At 62.2% G+C, this 25,883-nt stretch carries 26 protein-coding genes and 3 pseudogenes; 20 read left to right on the forward strand and 9 right to left on the reverse strand.

Annotated features, from left to right (window positions below; all coding sequences use genetic code 11):
- Positions 1 to 4 precede the first annotated feature (4 nt).
- The 3 genes from ABLV49_RS21855 (at position 5) to ABLV49_RS21865 (ending at position 1,651) form a co-directional block, all read left to right on the forward strand.
- Entirely contained in the window at positions 5 to 400 is a 396-nt protein-coding gene (locus ABLV49_RS21855; RefSeq protein WP_349281898.1) for an alpha/beta hydrolase, read from the forward strand.
- Between the two features lies 1 nt (position 401).
- On the forward strand, positions 402 to 635 hold the full coding sequence (locus ABLV49_RS21860; protein WP_349281900.1) for a hypothetical protein: 234 nt from the start codon (positions 402 to 404) through the stop codon (positions 633 to 635).
- Between the two features lie 233 nt (positions 636 to 868).
- Complete coding sequence (locus tag ABLV49_RS21865) at positions 869 to 1,651, forward strand: alpha/beta fold hydrolase (RefSeq protein ID WP_349281901.1); 783 nt, start codon at positions 869 to 871, stop codon at positions 1,649 to 1,651.
- A 13-nt stretch (positions 1,652 to 1,664) separates the two neighbouring features.
- Here the strand turns inward: ABLV49_RS21865 and ABLV49_RS21870 are convergent, their stop codons facing one another.
- From ABLV49_RS21870 to cynR, 3 genes are all read right to left on the reverse strand, one after another.
- Positions 1,665 to 2,282, reverse strand: coding sequence for an IS630 family transposase (locus tag ABLV49_RS21870; RefSeq protein WP_349282457.1), 618 nt, complete (start codon positions 2,280 to 2,282; stop codon positions 1,665 to 1,667).
- Positions 2,203 to 2,736: a helix-turn-helix domain-containing protein gene (locus ABLV49_RS21875; RefSeq protein ID WP_349281903.1), complete on the reverse strand. Its 534-nt coding sequence runs from the start codon at positions 2,734 to 2,736 to the stop codon at positions 2,203 to 2,205. Before ABLV49_RS21875 ends, ABLV49_RS21870 begins: the two co-directional genes overlap by 80 nt.
- Before the next feature lie 96 nt (positions 2,737 to 2,832).
- Positions 2,833 to 3,711 (reverse strand): transcriptional regulator CynR, encoded by an 879-nt coding sequence (gene cynR / locus ABLV49_RS21880; protein ID WP_349281905.1) that lies wholly within the window; start codon positions 3,709 to 3,711, stop codon positions 2,833 to 2,835.
- 123 nt (positions 3,712 to 3,834) lie between these two features.
- Between cynR and ABLV49_RS21885 the strand changes: the two genes are divergently transcribed.
- The 13 genes from ABLV49_RS21885 (at position 3,835) to pcaF (ending at position 16,754) form a co-directional block, all read left to right on the forward strand.
- The gene (locus ABLV49_RS21885) at positions 3,835 to 5,019 is read left to right on the forward strand and encodes a muconate cycloisomerase family protein (protein WP_349281907.1); all 1,185 of its coding nucleotides are present in this window, start codon (positions 3,835 to 3,837) and stop codon (positions 5,017 to 5,019) included.
- Between the two features lie 11 nt (positions 5,020 to 5,030).
- Positions 5,031 to 5,309 carry a muconolactone Delta-isomerase gene (gene catC / locus ABLV49_RS21890; protein WP_349281909.1) on the forward strand — a complete coding sequence of 93 codons (279 nt, stop codon included), beginning with the start codon at positions 5,031 to 5,033 and terminating at the stop codon, positions 5,307 to 5,309.
- Between the two features lie 41 nt (positions 5,310 to 5,350).
- Positions 5,351 to 6,334, forward strand: a complete 984-nt coding sequence (locus ABLV49_RS21895; protein ID WP_349281911.1) for a tripartite tricarboxylate transporter substrate binding protein — start codon at positions 5,351 to 5,353, stop codon at positions 6,332 to 6,334.
- Between the two features lie 69 nt (positions 6,335 to 6,403).
- A complete protein-coding gene (locus ABLV49_RS21900; RefSeq protein ID WP_349281913.1) occupies positions 6,404 to 7,324 on the forward strand; it encodes a dioxygenase in 921 nt (306 codons plus the stop codon).
- 158 nt (positions 7,325 to 7,482) lie between these two features.
- Positions 7,483 to 8,856 (forward strand): benzoate 1,2-dioxygenase large subunit, encoded by a 1,374-nt coding sequence (gene benA / locus ABLV49_RS21905; protein WP_349281915.1) that lies wholly within the window; start codon positions 7,483 to 7,485, stop codon positions 8,854 to 8,856.
- The gene (gene benB, locus ABLV49_RS21910) at positions 8,853 to 9,341 is read left to right on the forward strand and encodes a benzoate 1,2-dioxygenase small subunit (protein WP_349281916.1); all 489 of its coding nucleotides are present in this window, start codon (positions 8,853 to 8,855) and stop codon (positions 9,339 to 9,341) included. Before benA ends, benB begins: the two co-directional genes overlap by 4 nt.
- Before the next feature lie 25 nt (positions 9,342 to 9,366).
- Complete coding sequence (benC, locus tag ABLV49_RS21915; RefSeq protein ID WP_349281918.1) at positions 9,367 to 10,389, forward strand: benzoate 1,2-dioxygenase electron transfer component BenC; 1,023 nt, start codon at positions 9,367 to 9,369, stop codon at positions 10,387 to 10,389.
- Positions 10,386 to 11,171, forward strand: coding sequence for a 1,6-dihydroxycyclohexa-2,4-diene-1-carboxylate dehydrogenase (locus ABLV49_RS21920; RefSeq protein WP_349281920.1), 786 nt, complete (start codon positions 10,386 to 10,388; stop codon positions 11,169 to 11,171). Before benC ends, ABLV49_RS21920 begins: the two co-directional genes overlap by 4 nt.
- A gap of 80 nt (positions 11,172 to 11,251) precedes the next feature.
- Positions 11,252 to 12,634 carry an MFS transporter gene (locus ABLV49_RS21925; protein WP_349281922.1) on the forward strand — a complete coding sequence of 461 codons (1,383 nt, stop codon included), beginning with the start codon at positions 11,252 to 11,254 and terminating at the stop codon, positions 12,632 to 12,634.
- A 148-nt stretch (positions 12,635 to 12,782) separates the two neighbouring features.
- Positions 12,783 to 13,964: a benzoate/H(+) symporter BenE family transporter gene (locus tag ABLV49_RS21930; RefSeq protein ID WP_349281923.1), complete on the forward strand. Its 1,182-nt coding sequence runs from the start codon at positions 12,783 to 12,785 to the stop codon at positions 13,962 to 13,964.
- Between the two features lie 149 nt (positions 13,965 to 14,113).
- A complete protein-coding gene (locus tag ABLV49_RS21935; protein ID WP_349281925.1) occupies positions 14,114 to 14,833 on the forward strand; it encodes a 3-oxoacid CoA-transferase subunit A in 720 nt (239 codons plus the stop codon).
- Between the two features lie 15 nt (positions 14,834 to 14,848).
- A complete protein-coding gene (locus tag ABLV49_RS21940; RefSeq protein ID WP_349281927.1) occupies positions 14,849 to 15,493 on the forward strand; it encodes a 3-oxoacid CoA-transferase subunit B in 645 nt (214 codons plus the stop codon).
- Positions 15,494 to 15,551: 58 nt separating this feature from the next.
- Entirely contained in the window at positions 15,552 to 16,754 is a 1,203-nt protein-coding gene (gene pcaF / locus ABLV49_RS21945; protein ID WP_349282459.1) for a 3-oxoadipyl-CoA thiolase, read from the forward strand.
- Positions 16,755 to 16,892: 138 nt separating this feature from the next.
- Here the strand turns inward: pcaF and ABLV49_RS21950 are convergent, their stop codons facing one another.
- Positions 16,893 to 18,065 carry a M20 aminoacylase family protein gene (locus ABLV49_RS21950; RefSeq protein ID WP_349281929.1) on the reverse strand — a complete coding sequence of 391 codons (1,173 nt, stop codon included), beginning with the start codon at positions 18,063 to 18,065 and terminating at the stop codon, positions 16,893 to 16,895.
- A 9-nt stretch (positions 18,066 to 18,074) separates the two neighbouring features.
- A complete protein-coding gene (locus tag ABLV49_RS21955; RefSeq protein WP_349281931.1) occupies positions 18,075 to 19,055 on the reverse strand; it encodes a tripartite tricarboxylate transporter substrate binding protein in 981 nt (326 codons plus the stop codon).
- Between the two features lie 123 nt (positions 19,056 to 19,178).
- Between ABLV49_RS21955 and ABLV49_RS21960 the strand changes: the two genes are divergently transcribed.
- The 3 genes and pseudogenes from ABLV49_RS21960 to ABLV49_RS26115 form a co-directional block, all read left to right on the forward strand.
- Positions 19,179 to 20,081, forward strand: coding sequence for a LysR family transcriptional regulator (locus ABLV49_RS21960; RefSeq protein ID WP_349281933.1), 903 nt, complete (start codon positions 19,179 to 19,181; stop codon positions 20,079 to 20,081).
- 556 nt (positions 20,082 to 20,637) lie between these two features.
- Positions 20,638 to 21,735, forward strand: a pseudogene (locus ABLV49_RS21965) (IS5 family transposase).
- 148 nt (positions 21,736 to 21,883) lie between these two features.
- Positions 21,884 to 22,042: pseudogene (locus tag ABLV49_RS26115) on the forward strand (IS701 family transposase); the annotation flags it as partial.
- Positions 22,043 to 22,077: 35 nt separating this feature from the next.
- Here ABLV49_RS26115 and ABLV49_RS21970 read toward each other — a convergent pair.
- Positions 22,078 to 22,815 (reverse strand): LrgB family protein, encoded by a 738-nt coding sequence (locus ABLV49_RS21970; RefSeq protein ID WP_349281935.1) that lies wholly within the window; start codon positions 22,813 to 22,815, stop codon positions 22,078 to 22,080.
- Positions 22,812 to 23,165, reverse strand: a complete 354-nt coding sequence (locus ABLV49_RS21975; RefSeq protein WP_349281937.1) for a CidA/LrgA family protein — start codon at positions 23,163 to 23,165, stop codon at positions 22,812 to 22,814. Before ABLV49_RS21975 ends, ABLV49_RS21970 begins: the two co-directional genes overlap by 4 nt.
- 501 nt (positions 23,166 to 23,666) lie before the next feature.
- Between ABLV49_RS21975 and ABLV49_RS21980 the strand changes: the two are divergent.
- A pseudogene (locus ABLV49_RS21980) lies at positions 23,667 to 23,954 on the forward strand (GntR family transcriptional regulator); the annotation flags it as partial.
- A 66-nt stretch (positions 23,955 to 24,020) separates the two neighbouring features.
- On the opposite strand, the gene ABLV49_RS21985 reads toward ABLV49_RS21980, so the two are convergent.
- Entirely contained in the window at positions 24,021 to 24,782 is a 762-nt protein-coding gene (locus ABLV49_RS21985; protein WP_349281939.1) for an ABC transporter permease, read from the reverse strand.
- Complete coding sequence (locus tag ABLV49_RS21990; protein WP_349282461.1) at positions 24,779 to 25,735, reverse strand: ABC transporter ATP-binding protein; 957 nt, start codon at positions 25,733 to 25,735, stop codon at positions 24,779 to 24,781. Before ABLV49_RS21990 ends, ABLV49_RS21985 begins: the two co-directional genes overlap by 4 nt.
- Between the last annotated feature and the right edge of the window lie 148 nt (positions 25,736 to 25,883).

The following is a 25,883-nucleotide window of genomic DNA, read 5'->3' on the forward strand; positions in this document are numbered from 1 at the left end:
CCCCTTGATCCGTTTCCTGGCGCAGTTGCAGTCGGCTTACGACATTGACCCGCAAAAGACGGTGATTTCCGGCTTCAGCCAGGGCGGCATTCTCAGCGCCAGCGTGGCACTGAGCGCCCCGGAGTGCGTGGCTGGCTTTGGTGTCCTGTCCGGCCGCATCCTGCCCGAGCTTGAACCGCATCTGGCGGGCACAGAGCGTCTGGCCAAGCTGCGCGGCTTCATCGGTCATGGTGAATGCGACAGCAAGCTGCCGGTGACGTGGGCGCAACGCTCGGATCGGCTGCTCGACGAACTGGGTGTGGCTCACCTGACGCGCCTCTACCCCATCGATCACGAGATCAGCGCAGCCATGCAGGCCGACTTCCTGCAATGGCTCCAGGGCGTTACCAAAGCGCATTGATATGGAAAACGACATCCGGCTGCGTTATGGCAGCGCAAGACCTGGCGTTCTTGAGGACACACCCATCATGGTGCTGCATATCTGCGAAGAGCAAACCGCTGTTGCCACCGAAGACGGCAGCGAACCGCATTCGGTGCTGGTGCGGTTCATCGGGTCAAGAAGGACGGCGGTGGATTTTTTCAAGCACACGCCCTGCCTGCCTGGCAAGTATCGATCATGCCATGATGGCGGTTGAGGTGAGCCGTTTGCGTTCGATCACTGCGGCTGAATCTGGCTTTGCACGCAAAGCTCGCCCCATTAGCGAAAAATTGTCCCCAGGCCACACCACTGCAATTTTTTCCTTGACGCCATTATGGGTTCACCGAATGTTTACGAACATTTTTATGCAAATGGCCGCTGGCCGCGTGGTGCACGTGACGGACAAGACAGGCACAATACCGACCTTTTAAAACCAGCTGGAGCGCACGCATGTCGCAACTTCATTTTGTGAAACAAGGCCAAGGGCCCTTGGTGGTGCTGAGCCACGCCCTGGGTTGCGACCTGACCATGTGGGACGGCGTTGCCGCCGCGCTGCAGGATCGCTACACGGTACTGCGTTATGACCACCGAGGCCATGGCCGTTCCGCCGCTGCCGCTGGTGCTGGTGCTGGTGCTTACACCATTGACGACTTGGCCAACGACGCAGCCGACCTGATTCGGACGCAATCCACTGACCCCGTGCATTTCGTCGGCCTGTCCCTGGGCGGCATGACCGCCCAGGCGCTCGGCGCTCGCCATCCGCAATCGGTACGCAGCTTGAGCATTGCCAACTCGGCCAGCCATTACGACGATGCGGCCCGTGCCATGTGGCAAACCCGCATCGACACCGTGCTGGCCCAAGGCGTGGCGCCCATTGCCGAGGGCGCCATGCAGCGCTGGTTCACGCCGGAATTCCGCGCTGATGTCAACGGTGGCAGCGACCGCGTGGCCGCCTTGCGCGCAGTGCTTGAAGCGACTGCACCCGCGCCCTACGCCGCCGCCTGCACCGCAGTGGCAAATATCGACCTGGATGCCGGCAACGCCCGCATCACCTGCCCAACGCTGGTGATAGCCGGTAGCCGTGACGAAGCCACGCCGCCGGCCATGTCGCGGGCGATTGCCCAAGGCATTGCGGGCGCGCAGCTGCGCAGCCTGGACGCGGCGCATCTGAGCGCGGTCGAGCAGCCCGAGGCCTTTGCCCGACTGCTGCTTGATTTCTGGCAGGCCCTGTAATACCAATCCCGTGTCATGAGATAACCGAAGCCGAAGGCAGCACTGCCCAGCTGCGGGAGCACAAAGAGCGGATGGCGCCAGGGATTTGCGTGAAGGCATTCCAGGCGTCGCAGCAGGCGTCCACAATCTGCTCATACCCGTCGTAGCAGCGGTTGGCCAGGTGCCGGTCGCGCAGTTGCTGCCACACCTGCTCGGCCGGGTTGAGTTCGGGTGAGCCTGCGGGCAGCGGCAACAAGGAAACGTTCGGGAACTGCGGCAGCTTGGGCGTTGTATGCCATCCCGCCCGGTCCAGCACCAGCACGGCGTGGCGTCCCGCAGGCACCGCCTCGCTCAGGGCCTGCAGGTGATGGGCCATCGCCTCGGTATTGGCCTGCGGCATGACCAGACCGATGGCGCTATCCTGCCGTGGACAGACGGCGCCAAAGATGTACGCCGATTCGGACTGCTGCTGGCGCACCACCCGGGGGCGCGTGCCCTTGCGTGCCCACAGGCGCGTTTGCGTGCCGCGCTGGCCGATGCGCATTTCATCTTGAAACCAGATGTCCACCTGCTCAGGCGCAATGCCTTGCGGCAGCGTTGCCTCGACTTCCTGGACGAAGTTTTTTTTTGAATTCGGCTTGTGCCACCGGATCGGCGTAGGGACTGACGGCGCGCGCTGAAATCCATACCAGCCCCAGGCGTTTGAGCAAGTCATACACACCGTTCAGACTGTAGGCCACGCCAAACTGCCCGGCCAGCAACTGGCGTATGTCTTCACCCCGCACCCGCCCGCCGCCGCGTTCGCGCTGGAGTTGCTCGACCGCCTGGCGAAATGCCTCTTCTTGCTCTTTGGCAAGGCGCTGCGTGCTCCAGTCATGCGGCAGACCGGCCAGACGGGCCACGCCGCCGGCGCTAAACCATTGCACCCAGCGCATGACGGCGTGGCGGGTCACGCGCAATGCAGCCGCCACTTCGGTATAGCTCTTGCCGTCCTTGAGGTGCGCCAGCGCGATCAGGCGCAGTCGGCGGCGCCCATCCTTTTCTTTGTGGGCCAGACGGTCAAAGTCATAGGGCCGCAACTGATCAATGATGTGCTGAGATAACATTTTCGTAACCTCCTGCGAGAGCCAAGACTGCTCAGACTCCGATCCCTGGCTTTGGTTCTCTATATCTTGGGATTGGTATAAGACCCGCCCGCCGCCTCAGCGCAGAGGGGGCGTGAGCAACAGGGCCGCAAAGGCCCGCGCTGCCGCGCTGCGCGAGGCGCCACGCCGCCACAAGATACCCGCATGTCGCACCATTTGCGGCTCGGTCAGTGCGATGGTGTGCAGGTCCGGCGCCTGCCGCGCAGCGCGTTCGGGCACGATGCTCGCCAGGTCGCTGTGGCGGCACACGCCCAGCAAGGCTTCCACCGAATCCATTTCCACCCTGACCGTCGGCGCCACGTCGGCCTGACGCAGGCTGGCGTCAATGAGCCGGCGCGTGGCAAAGCTGCGCGGCAACAGCGCCAGCGGCATGCCCGCCAGCGTTTTCATGGCCAGGCTGCGTCGCCCTGCCAACGGATGCAAAGGTCCGACCACCAGCAGCATGCGCTCGTCGAACAGCGGCTCGGTCTCGATCTCCTCGTGTTCGGTCGGGTGAAAGGCAATGCCCAGGTCTAGTTCGCCGCGCAGCAGCAAAGCCTCGATCGAGCCGGCGCGCAAGTCGCGAACCTCGACCATCACGCCAGGGTGCGACTGAGTGAAGCTGGCCACGGTGGCGGGCACCACCGTGTTTAAAAAGGTGGGGAAGGCGCCCACCGTCAGCTTGCCGGACTGCAGCCCGCTCAGGTCGGCCAGCGCCATGCGGCCGGCCTCGATTTCTTTCAGGGCGCGGGTGGCATAGACGCGAAATTCGGCCCCGGCCTGCGACAGCTTCAGGCCGCGCCCGAGCCGGTTGAACAGGGCCACATCCAGTTCCTGCTCCAGCTGGCGCAGGCCGTGCGACAGCGTGGACTGGGTCACGAACAGGTTCTGCGCCGATTGCGTCAGGTGCTCGGTCTGGGCAATGTCGAGAAAGTAGCGGAGCTGGCGGATTTCCATGGTCGTATCGTACGTTGATTGTTTAAATCCATCGAACGATTTGTTCCAAATAAATCATTGAAAGCGGGAATGGTTTGCCCTTAATCTTCAGCTGTTTTCACTACCTAAGCAAGGGGGACATCAATGACCAGCCGTTTTCCGATTGAGCGCATCGAAGCGCGGATTCTGGATATTCCCACCATCCGCCCGCACAAACTGTCGTTTGGCTCGATCAGCCGCCAAAGCCCTGTCATTGTGCAGCTCTGGCTGGCCAATGGCGCCTGCGGTTTCGGCGAAGCCGCCACCATTGGCGGGCCGTCTTGGAACGAAGAGTCGCCCGAAAGCATCCAGCATGCCATCAACGCCTACCTCGCGCCTGCGCTGCTGGGCCAGGACGGCGCCTGCTTCGAAGCCGCGCTGAGCCGCATGGACAGCGCCTGCAAGGGCAACGCCTTTGCCAAGAGCGCGGTGGAAATGGCGCTGATCGATGCCGTGGCGCGCTCATTGAGTCTGCCGGCCTGGCAACTGCTGGGCGGCAAGCGCCACCAGAGCCTGCCGCTGGCCTGGACGCTGGCCAGCGGCGATGTGGCGCGCGACCTCGAAGAAGCCCAGTTGCGCCTGGAGCAAAAGCGCCACCGCATCTTCAAGATGAAGATCGGCGCCCGAAGCCCGGAACAAGATGTCGCCCATGTGTCGCAAATCGCGCGCGGCCTTGCCGGCCGGGCGACGCTGACAGTCGATATCAACCAGGCCTGGGACGGCAACACCGCGCGCCGTTACCTGCCGCAGCTGATTGATGCCGGCGTCACCCTGATCGAGCAGCCCGTGGCCAAGTGGAACCTGGAAGCGCTCAAGACATTGAGCGCCACGCTGGGCGACCGTGCCAGCATCATGGCCGATGAAACCGTCTGCACGCCGCAGGACGCCATGCTGCTGGCGCGCGCCCAGGCCTGCCATGTGTTCTCGCTCAAGGTGGCCAAGCACGGCGGCCTGCTGCGCACGCGCCAGGTGGCGGCCGTGGCTGATGCGGCCGACATCGGCTGGTACGGCGGCACCATGCTGGAGACCTCCATCGGCAGCGCCGCCTCCGCCCATGTGTTCGCCACGCTGGGCACGCAGCACCACGGCTGCGAGCTGTTCGGCCCGCAGTTGCTGGTGGATGACATCGTCACCGAACGCATGGAAATCCGCGACTTTGAGCTGCAGTTGCCCGACGGCCCCGGCTTTGGCGTCGAGGTGGACATGGCCCAGCTGAACCGCTTCGACCGCGCCCGCACCGGACTGACATCAGTCCATATCGACCTCGGCCAACGTGCCGCCACTATTTAAGGAACAACGACATGCTATTCCTGGTTCGTATGGATGTGAACATCCCACGCGATCTGCCCGCCGACGAGGCCAACGAGATCAAGGCTAGAGAAAAGGCCTATTCGCAAGACCTGCAGCGCGACGGCCGCTGGAAGAGCATCTGGCGCGTGGTCGGCGAATATGCCAACTACAGCATTTTCGATGTGTCGTCGAACGACGAGTTGCACCAGTTGCTGCAGGATTTGCCACTGTTCCCGTTCATGAAGATCGACGTGACACCGCTGGCAGCCCACCCCTCGGCCATTGCCTGAACTTGATACCGCATCGCACAACAAAATCACGGAGACACGCTTTGAAAACTCAACTGCTCACCCTGCTGGCCGCAGGCATCACCTTGGCCGCCGCGCCGGCTGCCCACGCGCAGGCTGCCGGCGGCGACTGGCCAGCCAAGCCGGTCCGCTGGGTGGTTCCCTTTCCACCGGGCGGCGCCATGGACGCGATTGCCCGCACGCTCGGCGAGAAGGCCGCCAAGGCGCTGGGCCAGCCTTTCGTCATAGAGAACAAGCCCGGCGCGGGCGGCAACATCGGTGCCGATTTTGTCGCCAAGGCGCCCGCCGACGGCTACACCATGATGATCACCTCCATCGGCATGGCGACCAACAAGCCGCTGTACGGCAAGCTCAGCTACGACCCGGTCAAGGACTTTGCCCCGGTGAGCCTGCTGGCCGTGGTGCCCAATGTGCTGGTCACCAACGCCACGCAGCCCGGCATCAAGACGGTCGCCGACGTGATTGCCGCAGCCAAAAAGGAGCCCGGCAAGCTGACCTATGCTTCGGCAGGCAACGGTACCTCGATTCATTTGGCGGGGGAAGTGTTCACTTCGCTGGCAAAAATCGACATGCTGCACGTCCCTTACAAGGGCAGCGGTCCGGCCGTGGCCGATTTGCTGGGCGGCCAGGTCAACTACATGTTTGACAGCATCACCTCGGCCCGGCCCCACATCCAGTCCGGCAAGCTGCGCGCGCTGGGCGTGACCACGGCCAAGCGCTCCAGCGCCATGCCCAGCGTGCCCACGCTGGCCGAAGCCGGTTTGCCCGGCTACGAAGTGTCGCCCTGGTTCGCGGTGTTTGTGCCGGCCGCCACGCCCAAACCGGTGATTGCCAAGCTGCGTGCCGCGCTGATCGACGCCATGAAGCAGCCCGACGTGCTGGCGCGCTTCGAAACCATCGGTGCCGAGCCCGTCGGTTCGACGCCCGACGAACTGGCCGCACACCTGGCGCGCGAATCGGCCCGCTGGAGCAAGCTGATCGCCGAGCGCGGCATCAAGCTGGACTGAGTGCGTCCGGCGCACAAATCCTTTCCCCTTTCCCTTCCCACCATAAAACCACCCTAAGGAGATCCCACCATGGCTGAACTCAACCAGGCCCAGTTGTTAGAACTGGTCAACACCAAGCAGATTGCTGCAGGCAATCCGCGCGCGCGCGCCTTGACCCAGCGCATCGTGACCGATCTGTTCAAGACGATTGACGAGATGGACGTCACGCCTGACGAGTTCTGGAAGGCCATGGACTGGCTGAGCCGCCTGGGCCAAAGCGGCCAGGTTGGCCTGATCACCGCTGGCCTGGGTTTTGACCGACTGATCGACATCCGCATGGATGAAGCCGACCAGAAGGCTGGCCGTGCAGCGGGTACGCCGCGCGCCATCGAAGGCCCGCTGTTCGTCGCCGGCGCGCCCACCACCCAGTGGGAAACCCGCGTGGACGAGGGCGAGCCCAAGGGTGAGATCTTTGTGATGGAAGGCCAGGTGCTGGACACCGACGGCCAGCCTGTGGCCAACGCCATGATGGATGTGTGGCACGCCAACGAAGTGGGCGGCTACTCGCACTTCTTCCCCGGCATGAAACCTTACGAGTTGCGCCGCCGCATCGAGACCGATGCGCAAGGCCACTACCGTTTCCGCAGCTTCCTGCCACCGGGCTACGGAATTCCGCCGAACAGCCCGACTTCCGAGCTGTTCGAAGCGCTGGGCCGGCACGGCAAGCGACCTGCCCACATCCACTTCCTGGTGGTGGCGCCTGGCCTGCGTACGCTGACCACGCAAATCAACATTCCGGGCGACACCTACATCGACGACGACTTTGCCTTTGCCACCCGCGACGGCCTGATCGTGGAGCTGGAAAAGAACGTTGCCCCCACTGGCTACGAGTCCCTGGGCATCACGGCGCCATTCACCCGTTCGCGCTTCAACTTCGTGATGCAAAAGGCTCTGAACGAAGACGAAACGTCGCCTGCCGCCCGCATGGCGCGTGTGACGGCGCAAGCCTGAAGTTCACACTTAGCTTAACGATGCACCAAAGCAATTTGAACGAGAGCTGAGGCAGGACTCTGCTTCAGCACCACGAACCAACTCATCCCTCGACGATTGATTGCATCAAACGCCTACTCCGGCGTACCCTTGATTTCGACAGCGAACAGGAGATCAACATGATTCAGATTCACCTAGACAATTCGGCAAATCTCAAGCGGCTTGAGGCCATGCTGGAGGATGATCCGGTCGAGCACCGCTATCGGCTGGACCGCGCCGCGTTCACCGACGAGCAGTTGTTTGATCTCGAGATGAAATACATCTATGAGGGCAACTGGGTCTACCTCGCACACGAGAGCCAGATTCCGAACATCAACGATTTCCTGACGGTTTTCATTGGCCGCCAGCCAGTCGTGATCACGCGCAGCAAGGACGGCAAGCTCAACGCGCTGGCCAACACCTGCACGCACCGCGGTGCGATCCTGTGCCGGCACAAGAAGGGCAACAAGTCCAGCTTCACCTGCCCTTTCCATGGCTGGACCTTCAACAACAGCGGCAAGCTGCTCAAGGTCAAGGACAACTCGCCCGACGCAGGCTACCCGCCGAGCTTCAACTGCGAGGGCAGCCACGACATGAAGAAGCTCGGCGCTTTCGAGAGCTACCGCGGCTTCCTGTTCGGCAGTGTCAACCCCGATGTGTTGCCCTTGAAAGAACACCTGGGCGAAGCGGCCAAGATCATCGACATGATCGTCGATCAGTCGCCCGAAGGCATCGAGGTGCTGCGCGGCGCGTCCACTTATACCTTTGACGGCAACTGGAAGCTGACCGCCGAGAACGGTGCCGATGGCTACCACGTTTCGTCGGTGCACTGGAACTACGCCGCGACGACAAACCGGCGCAGCGCCGACGGCAAGGTCGACACCGTCAAGGCGATGAACGCTGGCAAATGGGCGCAGATGGGGGGTGGCTCGTATTCGTTCAAGTACGGTCACATGGTGCTGTGGACCAACTGGTCAAACCCGGAAGACCGGCCGTTGTATTCCAAGCGCGCTGAATGGATCGAGAAGTTCGGCCAGGCACGGGCCGACTGGATGCTGAGCAAGTCGCGCAATCTGTGCCTCTACCCGAACGTCTACCTGATGGACCAGTTCAGCTCGCAGATCCGCATCGTCCGGCCGATCTCGGTCAACAAGAGCGAAATCACGATCTACTGCATCGCACCGAAGGGTGAGCCCGCCGAGGCGCGCGAGCGCCGCCTGCGCCAGTACGAAGATTTCTTCAATGCCACCGGCATGGCCACGCCAGACGATCTGGAAGAGTTCCGCTCCTGCCAGCAGGGCTACGCGGCGCGCGCGGTGAAGTGGAACGACCTGAGCCGCGGCGCAATGCACTGGGTCAAGGGCCCCGACGATACCGCCAACCTGATTGGCCTGAAGCCCGAGTTGAGCTGCATCAAGACCGAAGACGAAGGCCTGTACATCGGGCAGCATGAGTTCTGGCTCGAGACCATGAAAAAGGCCTACGTGGCCGAGCAATCCAGCGGAGGCCAATGATGCTGTCCTACGAAGCCATTCAAACCTTCCTGTACCAGGAAGCTCGCGCGCTTGACGAACAGCGCTGGGCCGACTGGCTGGCGTTTTACGCCGCCGATGTCGAGTTCTTCATGCCGTCCTGGGACGACGACAGCAAGCTCACCAACGACCCGACCAACGAGGTCTCGCTGATCTATTACCCCAGCCGGCAAGGGCTTGAGGATCGGGTCTTTCGCATCGAGACCGACCGCTCGAGTGCCACCACGCCCGATACCCGCACCGGCCACGCAATCACCAACCTTGAAGTGCTGTCGCAGGACGAGACCCGCTGCGAGCTGCACTTCAACTGGGTGACGCACAGCTTTCGCTACAACGTGGTGGATGTTTACTTCGGCAGCTCCGACTACACGCTCGACACCTCCGGAGCGAAGCCGCTGATCAAGCGCAAGTACATCGTTCTGAAGAACGACTACATCCATCACATGCTCGACATTTATCATATCTAGGCCGGCGGCCGAGTAAAGGAACAACATGTCTTACAACATCGCGCTGCAGTTCGAGGACGGGGTGACGCGGATCATTCCCTGCGAAGCCAATGAGCTCGTCGCCGACGCCGCCTACCGTGCCAAGATCAACATCCCGCTCGACTGCCGCGACGGCGCCTGCGGCACCTGCAAGTGCCATTGCGAGAGCGGCACGTTCACGATGGGCGACTACATCGAGGATGCGCTGGCCGACGACGAAGCCGCTCAAGGCTACGTGCTCACTTGCCAGATGAAGCCGACATCGGACTGCGTGGTCCGCATCCCTGCTTCGTCGGCGGCGTGCAAGACCGAAGTCAGCACCTATGCGGGCCGGATGGCCCGGATCGCACGCGACTCGTCGACCACGGTATCGTTCACGCTGCAGGCCGAGCGGCCGATTGCCTTTTTGCCTGGGCAGTACGTGAACCTGCTTGTGCCGGGCAGTAAGGAGACTCGCTCGTTCTCGTTCAGCTCGGCACCGAACCGTACCGAACTCGCGTTTCTGATCCGGGATGTGCCCAACGGCATGATGAGCACCTACATGCGCAGCAAGGCGCAGACGGACGACTTCATGATGTTCAGCGGCCCCTACGGCAGCTTTTACCTGCGCCCGGCGGTGCGGCCGATCCTGATGCTCGCCGGCGGCACTGGCCTGGCGCCGTTCCTGTCGATGCTGCTGTGGTTGAAGGACAACCCGACCGAGCAGCCGATTTTGCTGGGCTACGGCGTCAACAGCAACGAAGACCTGGTCGAGCTCGGTACCCTGGCCGAGTTGAAATCGGCCCTGCCGAATTTCAACTTCTTCACCTGCGTGGTGGATCGCGAAAGCGGCCATGCAAAGCTCGGCTATGTGACCGAACACTTGTCGCCAGGCGACCTGCGCGATGGCAACGTCGACGTGTACGTCTGCGGTCCGCCGCCGATGGTGGAAGGCGTGCGCAAGTGGATGGCGGGCGTGGGCGTCACGCCGAAGAACTTCCTGTTTGAGAAGTTCTCGTCGGCCAACGAGACAGCGGCGGTAGCAGCATGAGCCGCGTCGCGCGCTTCGCGGGCAAGGTGGTTATCGTCACCGGTGCCGCGCAAGGAATTGGACGCAGCGTGGCGCTGAGCGTCGCGGCCGAAGGCGGCACGGTGCTGGCGGTGGACCGCGCCGAAATCATCAACGAGGTGCTGGCCGAAATAACTGGCAGCGGCGGCAAGGCAGTTGCTTTCCAGGCCGACCTCGAAACCTTCGCCGGGGCACAAGCCATGGTGGCCGAGTGTCTGGCACGGTTCAACCGTGTCGACATCCTCATCAACAACGTCGGCGGCACCATCTGGGCCAAGCCTTTCGAGCATTACCAGGTGGACGAGATCGAGGCCGAAGTGCGCCGCTCGCTGTTCCCGACCCTGTGGTGCTGCCATGCGGCTTTGCCGCACATGCTGGCGCAGGCCAGCGGCGCGATTGTCAACGTGTCGTCGATTGCCACGCGCGGCGTCAACCGCGTGCCTTACGGTGCGGCCAAAGGCGGCGTCAATGCCCTGACGGCCTGCCTGGCGCTGGAAACGGCCGAGCGTGGCGTGCGTGTCAATGCGGTGGCCACGGGCGGCACCGAGGCGCCGCCGCGCCGCATTCCGCGCAACACCGCCGAGCAGACCGGGCAGGAAAAAGTCTGGTACCAGCAAATCGTCGATCAGACCATTGCTTCGAGCCTGATGAAGCGCTACGGCACGATTGACGAGCAGGTCAGCGCCATCCTGTTCCTCGCCTCCGACGAGGCGTCCTACATCACCGGCGTCACCCTACCGGTGGGCGGCGGCGACCTCGGCTGAGGCCATTTTTCGCCACTTTTTCCTCACCTCAAGCAGGACGCCAAGAATCCTCTCCTATCCATCAAAGCGAGACAACTACCATGCGACAAATTGACGTTCACCAGCTGTCCGACGAGGCCAGATTCAATGGCTTTCACGGCAAGGTGCTGTTGTGGTGCGCCCTGATCATCATCTTCGACGGCTATGACCTGGCGGTGGCCGGCATCGCGCTGCCGTCGATCATGAAGGAGATGGGGGTCACGGCCCAGAACGCCGGCTTCATGGTCAGCTCGGCCCTGTTCGGCATGATGTTCGGCGCCATTTTTCTGGGCACCATCGCCGACAAGATCGGCCGGCGCAAGGCCATCGCGATCTGCATCTTCCTGTTCAGCGTGTTCACCGCCGCAGCGGGCTTTACCCACGACCCGTATGCGTTCAGCGCGATGCGCTTCCTGGCGGGCCTGGGCATCGGCGGCGTCATGCCCAATGTCGTGGCGCAGATGACCGAGTATTCACCGAAGAAGATTCGCGCCACCATGGTCACGCTGATGTTCAGCGGCTATGCCGTGGGCGGCATGCTGGCCGCCTTGCTGGGCAAGGGCCTGATCGAAGCCTACGGCTGGTCGTCCGTTTTCCTGGCCGCCGGTTTGCCGGTGATCCTGATCCCGTTCATCCTGAAGTCGATGCCCGAGTCGATGCCCTTCCTGATCAAGGAAAACCGGCTCGAAGAACTGAAGAGCATCGTCTCGCAGATGTCGCCTGGCTACCGGCCCCAATCCGATGACCGCTTCGCGCTGCCCTCGGCCGACAAGGCCGAAGGCGCGCCCATCGGCAAGCTGTTCCAGGACGGCCGGGGATTCAGCACCGTGATGTTCTGGGTCACCTTCTTCATGTGCCTGTTCATGGTCTATGCCCTCAGCTCGTGGCTGACCAAGCTGATGGCGAGCGCCGGCTACAGCCTGGGTTCTGCGCTAACCTTCGTGCTGGTGCTCAACTTCGGCGCCATGATCGGCGCGGTCGGCGGCGGCTGGCTGGCCGACCGCTTCCACATCAAGTATGTGCTGGTGGGCATGTATGCGCTGGCGGCGGTGTCGATCACGCTGCTGGGCTACAAGGTGCCGACCGAGGTGCTGTTCCTGCTGGTCGGGCTGGCCGGTGCCTCGACGATTGGCACGCAGATCGTCACCTATGCTTATGCCGGCCAGTTCTACCCGATGGCGATTCGCTCGACCGGCATCGGCTGGGCGTCGGGCGTGGGCCGCAGCGGCGCCATCCTGGCGCCGATCGTGATCGGCACGCTGGTGGGTATGTCGCTGCCGCTGGAGCAGAACTTCATGGCCATTGCCATTCCCGCCGTGATCGCGATGATTGCCGCATCGATGATCAACCACCGCCGGTCCGCCTCGGCCAGCCACGAAAACGTGAGCGTGGTGGCGCCAGATCCGTTGCCCCGCAGTGCGGCTTCGGTGATGGCGAAGAAGTAAGCGCCCGATTCTTGCGAACCAAGGGATGCGACAAGCGGAGTCCCGACGCCGCGCCATGGCGCGCGGCTGCATCACGAAACGAAAAAACCTCCGTCGATGCATCCGGATATAGGTTTTTGCAGCGGTATTTCTGTTCGAAGGCAGCTTGATGAAAAAAGACTTTTCCCTGTCAGCCGTCACGGCTGGATTCCTGGCCGTGCTGATTTCCTATGCCGGTCCGCTGGTGATATTTTTCCAGGCCGCCCAAAGTGCCCATGTCTCCGCGGAAATGATGTCGTCCTGGGTGTGGGCCATTTCAATCGGGGCAGGCCTGTCTGGCATCTTGCTGAGCTGGTGGCTCAAGGTGCCAATCATCACGGCCTGGTCTGCACCGGGCACGGCCTTGCTGGTGACCTTGTTCCCCAGCATCTCGCTGGAGCAGGCCGTCGGGGCTTACCTGGTGTCTGCCGTGATTATTTTTGCGATCGGGGTTTCAGGCTATTTTGATAAATTGATGCACTACATTCCTAAAGGTATTGCCAGCGCCATGATGGCGGGAATTTTGTTCCAGTTTGGGGTGGGTGCGTTTCAATCGGTCAAATCGATGCCTCTCATCACCTTTTGCATGATCGGCATTTATTTGCTGTTCAGGCGCTTGTTGCCACGTTATTGCCTGGTCATTTTGCTGGTGACGAGTCTAGCCTTGGCTGTTGCCCTGGACATTGTGAGCCTGGCCAATGTGACGTGGACCCTGGCCAGTCCGGTGTTCATCACGCCCGAGTGGACCTGGGGCTCCACTTTGAGCCTGGCGCTGCCGCTGGTGCTGGTCAGCGTGACCGGGCAGTTCTTGCCGGGCATGGCGATTTTGCGCACTTCAGGGTATGACACACCAGCCCGCAGCATCATTGTCACGACCAGCCTCGCTTCAATGGGCGTGGCATTTTTTGGCGGCATCACGATTGTGATTGCGGCCATCACGGCGGCGCTATGCACGGGCAAGGACGCCCATGAAGACCCCCAGAAACGCTACGTGGCAGGCATTGCCAACGGTGTGTTTTACCTAGTGGGCGGCTGCTTTGCGGGCACCATCATATTGTTTTTTGCAGCGTTGCCCAAAGAGTTGATTGCTGTGCTGGCCGGACTGGCCTTGGTCGGAGCAATCGGGGGCAGTCTTTTTGGTGCAGTCTATGCCGATGATCACCGGGAGGCCTCGATCATCACCTTTTTGGCCACCGCCTCGGGCATGACGTTCTGGGGCTTGGGGTCGGCGTTCTGGGGCGTGGTCATTGGCGCGGTCGCCTATTTGCTGCTGCACAAGCCACTAGCTTCTTCAGCGCAGGCGCAGCCTTGATGATGGCCTATCGCAGAAGTTCCATGCTTTTTTCCTGCTGTAGTTCGCATGATGGGAGTGAAGCCGCAGAGAAATGCTGTTGGTGTCATATCGAACAAATAGCGAACCCTTTTTTTTCCATTTGAAACCCGTTTTTTAGGAGTTAATCAATGATCAATAAAATTGCCGCCTCTGTGGCCGAGGCCTTGGCAGATACGCCAGACGGCGCCACCGTCCTGATTGGCGGCTTCGGCACCGCCGGCATACCCAACGAACTCATTGACGGTCTGATCGAGCACGGCGCGCGGGATCTGACGGTGGTCAATAACAACGCCGGCAACGGCGACACCGGGCTGGCAGCGCTGCTCAAGGCCGGGCGCGTTCGCAAGATCATTTGCAGTTTCCCACGCCAGGCCGACAGCCATGTGTTCGACGCGCTGTACCGCAGCGGCCGGATCGAGCTCGAACTGGTGCCTCAGGGCAACCTGGCCGAGCGCCTGCGCGCCGCCGGCGCCGGTGTTGGCGCCTTTTTCACGCCCACCGGCTTTGGCACTGAACTGGCCAGGAATGCCGACGGCAGCGCCAAGGAAACCCGCGTCATCAACGGCAAGCCGTATGTGCTGGAATACCCGATCCATGGCGACGTGGCCTTGGTCAAGGCCGAAAGCGGCGACCGCTGGGGCAACCTGGTCTACCGCAAGGCGGCCCGCAATTTCGGTCCGGTGATGGCCACGGCGGCCAGGCACACGGTCGCGACGGTGCATGAGATCGTGGAGTTGGGCGCGCTCGACCCTGAAGCTATCGTGACGCCGGGCATCCATGTGTCCAGGATCGTCAAGATTGACCACGTTGCCACCGAAGCCGGTGGTTTCAAGCAAGCCGCCGCCTAAGCTGGAGAAATACCCATGAGCCACTACACCAAACGCACCAAAGACGAGCTGGCCAAGCGCGTCGCCCAAGACATCTTTGATGGCGCCTACGTCAACCTGGGCATCGGCATGCCGACGCTGGTCGCCAACCACATCCCGGCCGGGCGCGAGGTCATCCTGCACAGTGAAAACGGCATCCTCGGCATGGGACCGGCACCCGCCGAAGGCGAGGAAGACTACGACCTCATCAACGCCGGCAAGCAGCCCGTCACGCTGCTTGCGGGCGGCGCCTACTTTCACCACGCCGACAGCTTTGCGATGATGCGCGGCGGCCACCTTGACATCTGCGTGCTGGGCGCGTTCCAGGTATCAAGCACGGGTGATCTGGCCAACTGGAGCACCGGCGAGCCCGGCTCGATTCCGGCCGTGGGCGGCGCGATGGACCTGGCGATTGGCGCCAAGCAGACCTGGGTCATGATGGATTTGCTGACCAAAAAAGGCGAGAGCAAGGTGGTGACGCAGTGCAGCTATCCGCTCACCGGCATTGGCTGCGTCAAGCGCATCTACTCCGAACTGGCGACGCTCGAATGCACGCCGGACGGCCTCAGGCTCATCGACAAGGTCGATGGGCTGGCGCATGCCGAACTCGAAAAGCTGCTTGGCCTGCCGATTGCCGCCTGAGCTGGATCATCTTTTTCACCGTATCGACCTTACCCAAAGAGACAAGCTAATGACCCTCATGACCCAAGCCTTTATCTGCGACGCCATCCGCACCCCCTTCGGCCGCTACGGCGGCGCCCTCTCGAGCGTTCGCGCCGACGACCTGGGCGCCATTCCCATCAGGGCGCTGATGGCCCGCAACCCGAATGTGGACTGGCAGATGGTTGCCGACGTGATCTACGGCTGCGCCAACCAGGCCGGTGAAGACAACCGCAATGTGGCGCGCATGAGCGCTTTGCTGGCCGGGCTGCCGCTGGAAGTGCCCGGCGGCACGGTCAACCGCCTGTGCGGCTCGGGTTTGGATGCTTTGGGCACGGCCGCGCGCGCCATCAAGTCGGGCGAGGCTAGCCTGATGATCGCCGGCGGCGTCGAGAGCATGAGCCGCGCGCCGTTTGTCATGCCCAAGGCCGAGAGCGCCTTCAGCCGCAGCAATACGGTCTATGACACGACGATTGGCTGGCGCTTCGTCAACAAGCTGATGAAGGCGCAGTACGGCGTCGATTCGATGCCCGAGACCGCCGAGAACGTGGCGACTGACTACCGCATCAGCCGCCAGGACCAGGACCAGATGGCGCTGAGCAGCCAGCTCAGGGCCGTTGCAGCGCAACAGGCCGGTTTTTTTGACGCCGAAATCACGCCGGTCAGCATTGCCCAGAAAAAGGGCGAGGCTGTCGTGGTTGGCAAGGATGAGCATCCGCGCGCCACCTCGATGGATGTGCTGGCAAAACTCAAGCCCATCGTGCGTCCGGACGGCACCATCACCGCCGGCAACGCCAGCGGCGTGAACGACGGCGCCTGCGCGCTGCTGCTGGCCGATGAAGCGACTGCCGCCAAAAACGGCTTGACGCCCAGAGCCCGCGTCGTCGGCATGGCGACGGCCGGCGTGGCGCCGCGCATCATGGGCATCGGCCCGGCGCCGGCGACGCAAAAGGTGCTGGCGCTGACCGGCCTGACCATCGCCCAGATGGACGTGATCGAACTCAACGAGGCGTTTGCCGCGCAGGGCCTGGCCGTGCTGCGCATGCTGGGCTTGAGAGACGACGACGAGCGCGTCAACGCCTGGGGCGGCGCGATTGCGCTGGGCCATCCGCTGGGCGCCAGCGGCGCGCGCCTGGCCACCACGGCGGTCAACCGGCTGCACCAGAGCGGTGGGCGTTATGCGCTGTGCACCATGTGCATCGGCGTGGGCCAGGGCATTGCCGTCATTCTTGAGCGGATTTAATTTGTACAGTCCCACTGGTCGGCTACCAACCTCCGCGGCGCCTGGCCGGCTAGAGGATGCCAGAACCAGAGCGCGCCCACGCTGGGCGCACCAAACAAAACGGTGCGCTCGGGCGCCGTTCTTTCAAAGGCGGCTGGCTCAGACCAGAAAGCGTTGCGCCAGCAGCGCCCAGTAGGCCGCGCCCAGAGCCAGGTTGTCATCGTTGAAATCGTAAGCCGGGTTGTGCACCATGCAGGCGCCGGCGCTGTCACCATCGCCGTTGCCGATGAACAGGTAGCTGCCGGGCACGCGTTCGAGCATAAAGGAAAAGTCTTCGCTGCCGGGCAGGGCCGGACCCTGCAACGTCACCTGGTCCGTTCCGACCAGTTCCAGGGCTACCTCGCGGGCGAATGCGGTTTCCCCGGGCGTATTGACCAGCACCGCATAGCCGGGCCGCCAGTCGATCTGCGCCGTGATGCCAAAGCTTTCGGCCTGCGCGGTGATCAGCGTCTTGATGCGCTGCTCCAGCTTGCTGCGCACCTCGCGGTCCAGCGCACGCACGCTGATCTCCAGTTTCGCGGCTTGCGGGATCACGTTGTTGGCCTTGCCGGCGTGCAGGGCGCCCACGGTGACCACGGCCATCTGCAGCGGATCGATGTTGCGCGAGACGATGGTCTGCAGCGCCATGACAATGCTGGCGGCCGCCACGACGGGGTCAACCGCGCGGTGCGGCATGGCGCCATGGCCACCCACGCCGGTCAGCGTGACGCTGGCGTAGTCCGACGAGGCCATGGCCGCGCCTTCGCGCAGCACCAGCCGGCCCTGCGGCACGCCGGGCATGTTGTGCATCGCGAAGACCGCGTCGCAGGGGTATTTGTCGAACAGGCCGTCGTCCATCATCCGCAGCGCACCGCCGCCGCCTTCTTCGGCCGGCTGGAAGATCAGGTTCAGCGTGCCGCAAAAGTCCCCCTGCTGCGCAAGGTACTGCGCGGCTGCCAGCAGCATCGCCGTGTGGCCGTCGTGGCCGCAGGCGTGCATCACGCCCGCGTGGCAACTGGCGTGCGGCAGGCCGGTGGCTTCATGGATCGGCAACGCGTCCATGTCGGCGCGCAGCCCGAGCTGGCGCTTGCCGCTGCCGCGCACCAGCCGCCCCACCACGCCGGTGCCGCCCAGGCCGCGCTCGACCGCGTAGCCCCAGCTTTGCAGCTTTTCAGCCACCAGGGCCGAGGTGCGGTGCTCGTCGAACGCCAGTTCGGGGTGGCGGTGGATGTCGCGCCGCAGACCGATGAACGCATCGGCCTGCGCGTGAAGCTGTTCAAGAAGCGTGTGCATGGGCCGGGCTCACTGGGGTTGCAGGTTGATCGACTTGGCAATGGTGCGGTAGCGCGATGTCTCGGCCTCGAAGAACTTTGCCGACTCAGCCAGCGACATCGGTGGCGATGCCAGTTGCGTCTGCGCGGCCAGCTGCGAGCGCACCGAAGGGTCCTGCAGTGTCGCGCCTATCGCCTTGTGAAGCCGCTGAACCACGTTTTCAGGCGTGTTTTTCGCCACCATCAGGCCGCTCCAGATCTTGTACGAGAAATTCTTCAACTCCTTGCCTTCGCTGGCGGTTGGCACATTCTTGAGCAGCTCGGACCGCTGCCCGCCGAGCTGGCCGATCACCTTGAGCCGCCCCTGCTCGGCCAGCGCGCCCATGCCGGCGCTGTACACCAACACGGCGAAATCGACCTGCCCGCCGCCGATGTCCTGCAGCAAGGGCGCATTGCCCTTGTACGGTGCATGCGTCAGCGTGATGCCCGCGATCTGCTGCACGTTTTCAAGGATCAGGTGGTACAGCGAGCCAATGCCTACGCTGCCGTAGGTCAGCGGCTTGTCGCCCGACTTGCGCGCCAGCGCGATCAATTCATCGACATTGCTGACCGGCAGGTCCTTGCGCACGACGAACACCATCACCGCCTCGGCCACCGGATGCACCAGGCGGAAGTCTTCGGCCTTGAATTTGACGGCCGCATTGGCCAGCGCCGACAAGATCACCTCGTTAGGTGAACCCTGGAACAGGTAGTGGCCGTCGGCGGGCGCCGCCAGCACTTTTTGCGCTGCCAGCGCCCCGGCCACGCCGCCCAGGTTTTCCACCAAGACCGGCTGGCCGAGTTCCCTGGCAAGCGGCACGGTGAAGATGCGGGCAATCGAGTCCGACGGGCCGCCGGCCGGGTAGGGCACCATCAGGTTGACCGGCTTGCTCGGGTAAGTCTGGGCGAGGGCGCCTCCGGTGGCCAGCAACAGGCCTGCCAGCAGGGCACTGAATGTCTTGAATGCGTTCATGGGATGTCTCCTTGGAATGAGTGCGCAGGGATGCACTTCAAGGATGCTAGACAGTCCGAATTAATGTGTCCAATGCATTATTTTTGTGATTACTATTCATATTACTCATTCAATGCAGGAATCATGAACCTCCGACATCTGGAACACCTGCTGGCCGTGGCCGACACCGGCTCTTTCAGCCGCGCCGCCGAGCAGCAGCACCTCACGCAGTCGGCCCTGAGCCGCAGCATTCAGACCCTGGAGGACGACTTGGGCGCGCGCCTGATCGACCGCGTGGGCAAGCGCAACGAGCTCACGCCGCTGGGCCAGGCCGTGGCGCTGCGCGCCCGGCGCATGGTGCTGGAGGCGGCCGAGTTGCGCCGCAGCGCCGCGCTGCTCAAGCAAGGCGACCTGGGCGCCATCCGCATCGGCCTGGGTTCGGGGCCGGGCGTGATGCTGATGACGCCGTTCCTGCTCCACATGGCCCGGCACCATCCCGGGGTGCAGGTCAGCATGTCGCCGGGCGCAACGGAGCTGCAGCTGATGCAGCTACGCCAGCGCACGCTTGACGCGCTGGTGATCGACATTCGCCGCATCGCGCCAGCGCCCGATCTGGCCATCGAGCCGCTGGCCGAGCTGCGCGCCGGCTTTGTCTGCCGCAGCGGTCATCCCTTGCTACAGCCCGGCAGGCCGGTGTCTTTTGACGACATGCTGCGCTACCCGCTGGCCTCTACGCCGCTGAGCGCGGAAGTCGCGCATATGCTGGTCAACCTCTTCGGGCCGCGGGCTGATCCGCAGCAAGCGGTGAGCCTGCGCTGCGACGACATCATCAGCCTGATCGAAGCGGTCAAAGCCTCGGACGCCATCTACCTCGGCATCCTGGCCGCCGCGCGCACCGGCATCGAGGCGGGACAGCTCGCCGAACTGGTGACTACCCCCCAGCTGACCAGCGGCGCGCGCTTTGCGTTCATCACGCTGGCCGGGCGCACCGAAGCGCCGTCGATGGGTTTGTTTCGCCAGTTTGTGGCTGAGCGGCTGCGCGACTGAGGCGCGGCAGGCACGTATTTTGTCCGGCCGTCGCCCGTATCCCGTATCCCGTATCCCATGCTAGAGTCCGGGCTCAATCAAGAGAGTGGTGTTATGCGATTGATGCACACCATCTTGGCATGCAACTCCCTGGATAGTGCCCCGGCACATCATTCCACGCAAAAATGGTACTCGTCGCGTGCTTAACCGGGTCCATACGTGCAAGAAATTCGTACGCAGCATCGTCTCCAATGGACAGGATAGCCTACCAGTGTGACCCTCGGAGTAATACGCCCTGCTAAGCGCGACCAGCTTAGCCCAGGGAACAAGGCGCTCCATCTGCTCCAAAAACTCGCGCTTTCGAGTCTTTTGGTGTTCAGGTTTCAGCTCAATACTGGTTTATTCCATGGATCGAAAGGATGCCACAACGCCCTTACGACTTTCAGGCAACGGATGGAGTTTTGCAGAGTGCCCTTAGCAGGACGCTGAAATACCTCGAAGCGAAGTCTGCTGATTTTCTGCCCGCTCGATAATCTGAGGCAGCCCTTTTCACCCGATAGAAGTCAAACCAAATCTCATGCGCGGAGCCGATACCTTCACCGAAAGCCCGTTCACGCTGCATCGCCTGGAAGACTTTGTCCCGGGCAACCATCCGCTGCGCCCGATACGCCAGATGGTCAACGAGGCACTGGTGAAAATGGATGCGCTGTTTGCCGGAATGTACGAGGCGAGCATCTTGGGCGGGTGGCCCAGCATCGCGCCCGAGAAACTGCTGCGCGCCATGCTTTTGCAGGTGTTCTACAGCATCCGTTCGGAGCGCCAACTCATGGAGCAAGTCCAGTACAACCTTTTGTACCGCTGGTTCATCGGCCTGGCGATGGAAGATGCGGTGTGGGTGCCCACGGTGTTCACGAAAAACCGCGAGCGCTTGCTTGAGCATAATGCAGTGATTGAACTGTTCAACCATGTGCTGCAAAGCGCCGACGAGCACGGCTGGCTCTCGGGCGAGCACTTCAGCGTGGACGGCACGCTTATTCAGGCCTGGGCGAGCCACAAGAGCTTTGTGCGCAAGGACGGCAGCGACGGCGACCAGGGAGGCGGCAGCTTCAAGGGACAGACGCGCTCGAACGAGACGCACGAGTCAAGCACCGATGCCGACGCCAGGCTGTACCGCAAGGGCAAGACGGGCAGCGAGTTGCGCTTCATGGGCCACACGCTGAGTGATAACCGCCACGGGTTGATTGCCAGCGCCATGGTGACCCGGGCAGACGGCTACGCCGAGCGCGAAGCGGCGGAAGTCATGATTGACGATGCCCGGCAAGCCCTGCCGGATGCGCAAACCGCAATCACGCTGGGCGCGGACAAGGGGTATGACGCGCAGGAGTTCATCGAAGCGTGCCTGTCGATGGGCGTTGTGCCCCATGTGGCGCAGAACACTTCAGGGCGGCGCTCGGCGGTGCCCGATGCAATTGCCTAAAGCGAAGGTTATGCGGTCTCGCAGCAAAAGAGAAAGCTCATCGAGCAGGGGTTTGGCTGGGCTAAAACCGTGGGCCAGATTCGCCAGGTGATGGTGCGCGGGCTTGAGCGCGTGGACCAGATGTTTGTGCTGACGATGGCCGCGTACAACTTGACGCGCATGCGCACGTTGGGACAAATCCGTCTGCAGGGGCAATAAGTGGATAAAAAAGGCGATAAGGACCGTTCAAGTCGCCAGCTGCAACGTCAAAAGGCACTGTGATATTTCAAATATGAAAAATAATCGCAAAAACAAACCACTTCGAGCCAGTTGCTGCGCTGGCGCAGTCAGTATTTCAGCCTGTTAGCGCAGCCCTATCGGATTGGCGCTACGTGCTTTCCTGCACCTGCAGGCGCATTGCTTTTACACCGGCATCAGCTGGTTTGCAGCGAAAACCCAAATCATTCGCGATGCCGATCGTGCCTACATCGCTCGGCCCCAGTACGACTTGGTTCGAACTGCGTAACTTATAACCAATACAAATTTTGTGATACTGCCCAACTACGGCACTACCCCCATCATCTTCAGCAGCCCGACAACCAGCGGCATCAGCAGCGCCGTGGCGATGCCGTTCAAGCCCATTGCCAGCGCTGCAAACGCGCCGGCGGTTTCATGCACCTGCAGCGCGCGTGCGGTGCCGATGGCGTGAGCCGTGATGCCGACGGCAAAGCCGCGCACGGCCGGGTCGTCGATGCGCAGCGCGTTGAGCAACGGCCGGGCCATGATCGTGCCGGTAATGCCGGTCACGGCGACGGCGGCGGCGGCCAGTGATGGCAGCCCGCCCAAGCGTTCGGCCACCGCCATGGCAATCGGCATCGTGGCGGACTTGGGCGCCAGCGACATCAGCGTTTCCAGCGAACCGCCCAGCGCCCAGGCAATCAGCGTCGCCGACAAAATCGCCGCCACCGAGCCGGCCAGCAGCGCCACGCCGACCGGCAGCCAGATCTGCTTGAGCCGCTCCAGCTGGCCATACAGCGGAATGGCCAGCGCCACCGTGGCCGGACCGATCAGGAAGTGGATGAACTTGGCGCCCTCGAAATAGGTCGGATACGGTGTGCCCGACAGCATCAGGATGCCGATGAGGCTGCTCACCGCCGTCAGCACGGGAATCAAAAAAGGGCTGGCGCCGCTGCGCCGGTACAGCCACACCGCTGCCAGGTAAACCAGCAGCGTGAGCGTGAGCCACAGCAGCGGCGATTTGGCCAGGAACACCCAGATACCGGACAGGCTGGAGATCATGGCGTTTGCTTTTTCTGCAGCCTGAGCATCCAGCGCAAGGTGAACGCGGTCACGACCAGCGTCACCGCCGCGCCCCCGACGCAGGCCGCCAGGAACGGCTGCCATTCCGACGCGACCCGGCCAAAATGCATCATCACGCCGGTGACCGCCGGAATGAACAGCAGCATCATGTGCTGCAGCAAGGTGCCGGTGGTGCGGCTGAGCGCGTCGGGCACGCGGCCGTACAACAGCAGCGCCACGAACAGCAGCAGCATGCCGACCAGCGGACCGGGCAGCGGCAAGCCCAGCGCCTGGACGGCAACTTCACCGATCAGCTGAAAAACGAAAAGGGTGGCAATGGCGTAAATCATGGTCGGGATGTGAAAAACCGGGAAAATCGAGCGTAGCGTAATTCAAGGACTGATAAAGCTGGCGCAACGGGATTCGGCAAGGCATTCGCCACAAACCGTGCGCGCCCGCTACAAACCCAGTCAGCGCCCACGCCATAAGCGCCCTGCCCTGCTCGGCCAGGCAAACATTGAAATGAAGGTGGTCAGCTGCAAGCAGATGGAATCATTGCACTCTTTCTTGGGCAACCGTTTGCAAGGCAACGCCGGGCTCTATTTCATGAGCAGGCAACTATCGTAGCTGCTACAGATCACCTGGTTAAGCATCAGCCAGGGCTAAAAAAACCGAATCAGATGAAAACTTCACTGACTTTGGTCGCTTCAAAGAACTCTGATGTAATTCAGAAACAAGTCAAAAAATCAGTACAGATGCCATCGATTACGGCCATCTGTATCAATTAATCATCTGCCGGTTTTCTCGCAGACCGGCCCTGGACGCTGCACGGTCCTGCAACGAGAACAACCATGAAGCGCTATGAAGCACTGGCCAGCGAAATTGCCACTTCCATCCAGACCGGCGTCTTGCGCTGCGGTGACCGCCTGCCGTCGGTGCGGCAAGCCAGCGCCAGCCGTGGTGTCAGTCCGTCCACCGTGTTCGAGGCTTATTACCTGCTGGAAGCCAAAGGCCTGGTGCGGGCGCGCGAACGCTCGGGCTACTACGTGGCGCCAGGCGTTCGCCAGTTTCCGCCCGAGCCTGACATGGTGTCAAAGCCGCCCGACGAAGCCGTCGCGCTGAACGTGAGCGAACTGGTGTCATATAGTGCAGCTTGCAGCACAGTGTCGATTTTGTAAGCAGCGCACCCCGACAAAACAAGCGCCTCAGACCTTCAGCTTCCAGCCAGTGTGAAAAATCCACCACACGGCAGCCATGCACAGCAGCAAAAACCCGGCGATGGCGCCAATGCTGATGCCGACATGCACATCGGCAACACCATAAAAACTCCAGCGAAAGCCGCTGATCAAATACACCACTGGGTTGAACAAGGTGATACGTTGCCACACCGGCGGCAACATGTTGATTGAGTAGAACGCACCTCCCAGAAAAGTGAGCGGTGTGATGACCATCAACGGGATGACTTGCAGTTTCTGAAAGTCATCCGCCCATAGTCCGACGATGAAGCCGAACAGGCTGAAAGTCACCGCGGTCAGTAGCAAAAAGCACAGCATCCAATACGGGTGCACGATCTCGTACGGCACGAACAGGCGCGAGGTCGCCAGGATCAACAGGCCCAGCAGTACCGACTTGCTGGCTGCCGCGCCAACGTAGCCAATCACCACTTCCACAAATGACACCGGCGCTGACAGCAGTTCGTAAATCGTGCCCGACCATTTGGGCATGTAGATGCCAAACGAAGCGTTGGAAATGCTCTCGTTGAGCAGCGACAGCATGATCATCCCTGGAATGATGAAGGCGCCGTAGCTCACGCCGTCGATCTCGCCCATGCGCGAGCCGATGGCCGCGCCGAAGACCACGAAGTAAAGCGACGTTGAAAGCACCGGCGAAACGATCGATTGCGTCAACGTGCGAAAGGTGCGCGCCATCTCGAAGCGGTAAATGGCGCGCACGGCGTGCCAGTTCATGCGGCCTCCTTTTGCGGCGGCGTGGCCGACGGGCCGGCATGGACGAGGCTGACAAATATCTCTTCGAGCGAACGCTCGCTCGAGTGCAGGTCCTTGAAGTCAATGCCAAGTTCGCCCAGCTGCTTGAGCAGCGCTGCAATGCCGGTTTCCTCAGTCTGTGCATCGAAGGAATACACCAGCGCGTGGCCGCCCTGAGCAAGCTCCAGAGACAAGCCGGCCAGCGCCGGCGGCATCTGATGCAGTGACGTTTGCAGCTGCAGCGTCAGTTGCTTTTTACCAAGCTTGCGCATCAGCACCGCCTTGTCCTCCACCAGAATCAGCTCGCCCTTGCGGATGATGCCAATGCGGTCGGCCATCTGCTCGGCCTCCTCGATGTAGTGCGTGGTCAGGATAATGGTGACGCCGCTGGTGCGCAGCTCGCGCACCATGTCCCACATGTCGCGCCGCAGCTCTACATCGACGCCGGCAGTAGGTTCGTCGAGAAACAGGATCTGCGGTTCGTGCGACAGCGCCTTAGCGATCAACACCCGGCGCTTCATGCCGCCCGAGAGCGTCATGATTTTGCTGTCCTTTTTGTCCCACAGCGAGAGTTGCCTCAGCACTTTTTCCAGGTAGGCAGGGTTGTCCGGCTTGCCGAACAGGCCCCGGCTAAAGCTGACCGTACTCCATACTGTTTCGAAGGCGTCAGTGGAAAGCTCCTGAGGCACCAGACCGATCTTGGCGCGTGCTGCCCGAAAATCAAGGACGATGTCATGACCGTCGGCCGTCACGCTGCCAGATCCGGGCGTCACGATGCCGCAAATGATATTGATCAAGGTGGTTTTGCCGGCACCATTGGGGCCCAGCAAGGCGAAGATTTCCCCACGCTGGATGTCGAGGTCAATTGACTTGAGCGCCTCAAAGCCCGAGGCGTAGGTTTTGCTCAGTTGTTTGATAGAGATGATGGGCTGCAAGGGTGTCCTTTGATCAGAGTTCGTCGATAGCAGAGGTACACGCTGAAGCGTCGCCAACGCAAGGCTTGGAGATGGCCGGCATAGTTTAAGGGAGGGCACACAAGGCGCTCGGGCGGTGCGTTTGACGACAAGGCTGACACGGTTTTGT

Origin of the sequence: Polaromonas hydrogenivorans (assembly GCF_040105105.1) — a bacterium.
Taxonomy (GTDB): Bacteria; Pseudomonadota; Gammaproteobacteria; order Burkholderiales; family Burkholderiaceae_C; genus Polaromonas; species Polaromonas hydrogenivorans.

Coding starts and splice junctions, on each gene's coding strand:
- ABLV49_RS21940 (WP_349281927.1), top strand. CDS start 14,849: ATGAGCCACTACACCAAACGCACCAAAGACGAGCTGGCCAAGCGCGTC.
- ABLV49_RS21920 (WP_349281920.1), top strand. CDS start 10,386: ATGAGCCGCGTCGCGCGCTTCGCGGGCAAGGTGGTTATCGTCACCGGT.
- ABLV49_RS21885 (WP_349281907.1), top strand. CDS start 3,835: ATGACCAGCCGTTTTCCGATTGAGCGCATCGAAGCGCGGATTCTGGAT.
- pcaF (WP_349282459.1), top strand. CDS start 15,552: ATGACCCAAGCCTTTATCTGCGACGCCATCCGCACCCCCTTCGGCCGC.
- ABLV49_RS21860 (WP_349281900.1), top strand. CDS start 402: ATGGAAAACGACATCCGGCTGCGTTATGGCAGCGCAAGACCTGGCGTT.
- ABLV49_RS21930 (WP_349281923.1), top strand. CDS start 12,783: ATGAAAAAAGACTTTTCCCTGTCAGCCGTCACGGCTGGATTCCTGGCC.
- benC (WP_349281918.1), top strand. CDS start 9,367: ATGTCTTACAACATCGCGCTGCAGTTCGAGGACGGGGTGACGCGGATC.
- ABLV49_RS21985 (WP_349281939.1), bottom strand. CDS start 24,782: ATGAACTGGCACGCCGTGCGCGCCATTTACCGCTTCGAGATGGCGCGC.
- ABLV49_RS21970 (WP_349281935.1), bottom strand. CDS start 22,815: ATGATCTCCAGCCTGTCCGGTATCTGGGTGTTCCTGGCCAAATCGCCG.
- benB (WP_349281916.1), top strand. CDS start 8,853: ATGATGCTGTCCTACGAAGCCATTCAAACCTTCCTGTACCAGGAAGCT.
- ABLV49_RS21865 (WP_349281901.1), top strand. CDS start 869: ATGTCGCAACTTCATTTTGTGAAACAAGGCCAAGGGCCCTTGGTGGTG.
- cynR (WP_349281905.1), bottom strand. CDS start 3,711: ATGGAAATCCGCCAGCTCCGCTACTTTCTCGACATTGCCCAGACCGAG.
- ABLV49_RS21925 (WP_349281922.1), top strand. CDS start 11,252: ATGCGACAAATTGACGTTCACCAGCTGTCCGACGAGGCCAGATTCAAT.
- ABLV49_RS21875 (WP_349281903.1), bottom strand. CDS start 2,736: ATGTTATCTCAGCACATCATTGATCAGTTGCGGCCCTATGACTTTGAC.
- catC (WP_349281909.1), top strand. CDS start 5,031: ATGCTATTCCTGGTTCGTATGGATGTGAACATCCCACGCGATCTGCCC.
- ABLV49_RS21955 (WP_349281931.1), bottom strand. CDS start 19,055: ATGAACGCATTCAAGACATTCAGTGCCCTGCTGGCAGGCCTGTTGCTG.
- ABLV49_RS21960 (WP_349281933.1), top strand. CDS start 19,179: ATGAACCTCCGACATCTGGAACACCTGCTGGCCGTGGCCGACACCGGC.
- benA (WP_349281915.1), top strand. CDS start 7,483: ATGATTCAGATTCACCTAGACAATTCGGCAAATCTCAAGCGGCTTGAG.
- ABLV49_RS21900 (WP_349281913.1), top strand. CDS start 6,404: ATGGCTGAACTCAACCAGGCCCAGTTGTTAGAACTGGTCAACACCAAG.
- ABLV49_RS21975 (WP_349281937.1), bottom strand. CDS start 23,165: ATGATTTACGCCATTGCCACCCTTTTCGTTTTTCAGCTGATCGGTGAA.
- ABLV49_RS21950 (WP_349281929.1), bottom strand. CDS start 18,065: ATGCACACGCTTCTTGAACAGCTTCACGCGCAGGCCGATGCGTTCATC.
- ABLV49_RS21935 (WP_349281925.1), top strand. CDS start 14,114: ATGATCAATAAAATTGCCGCCTCTGTGGCCGAGGCCTTGGCAGATACG.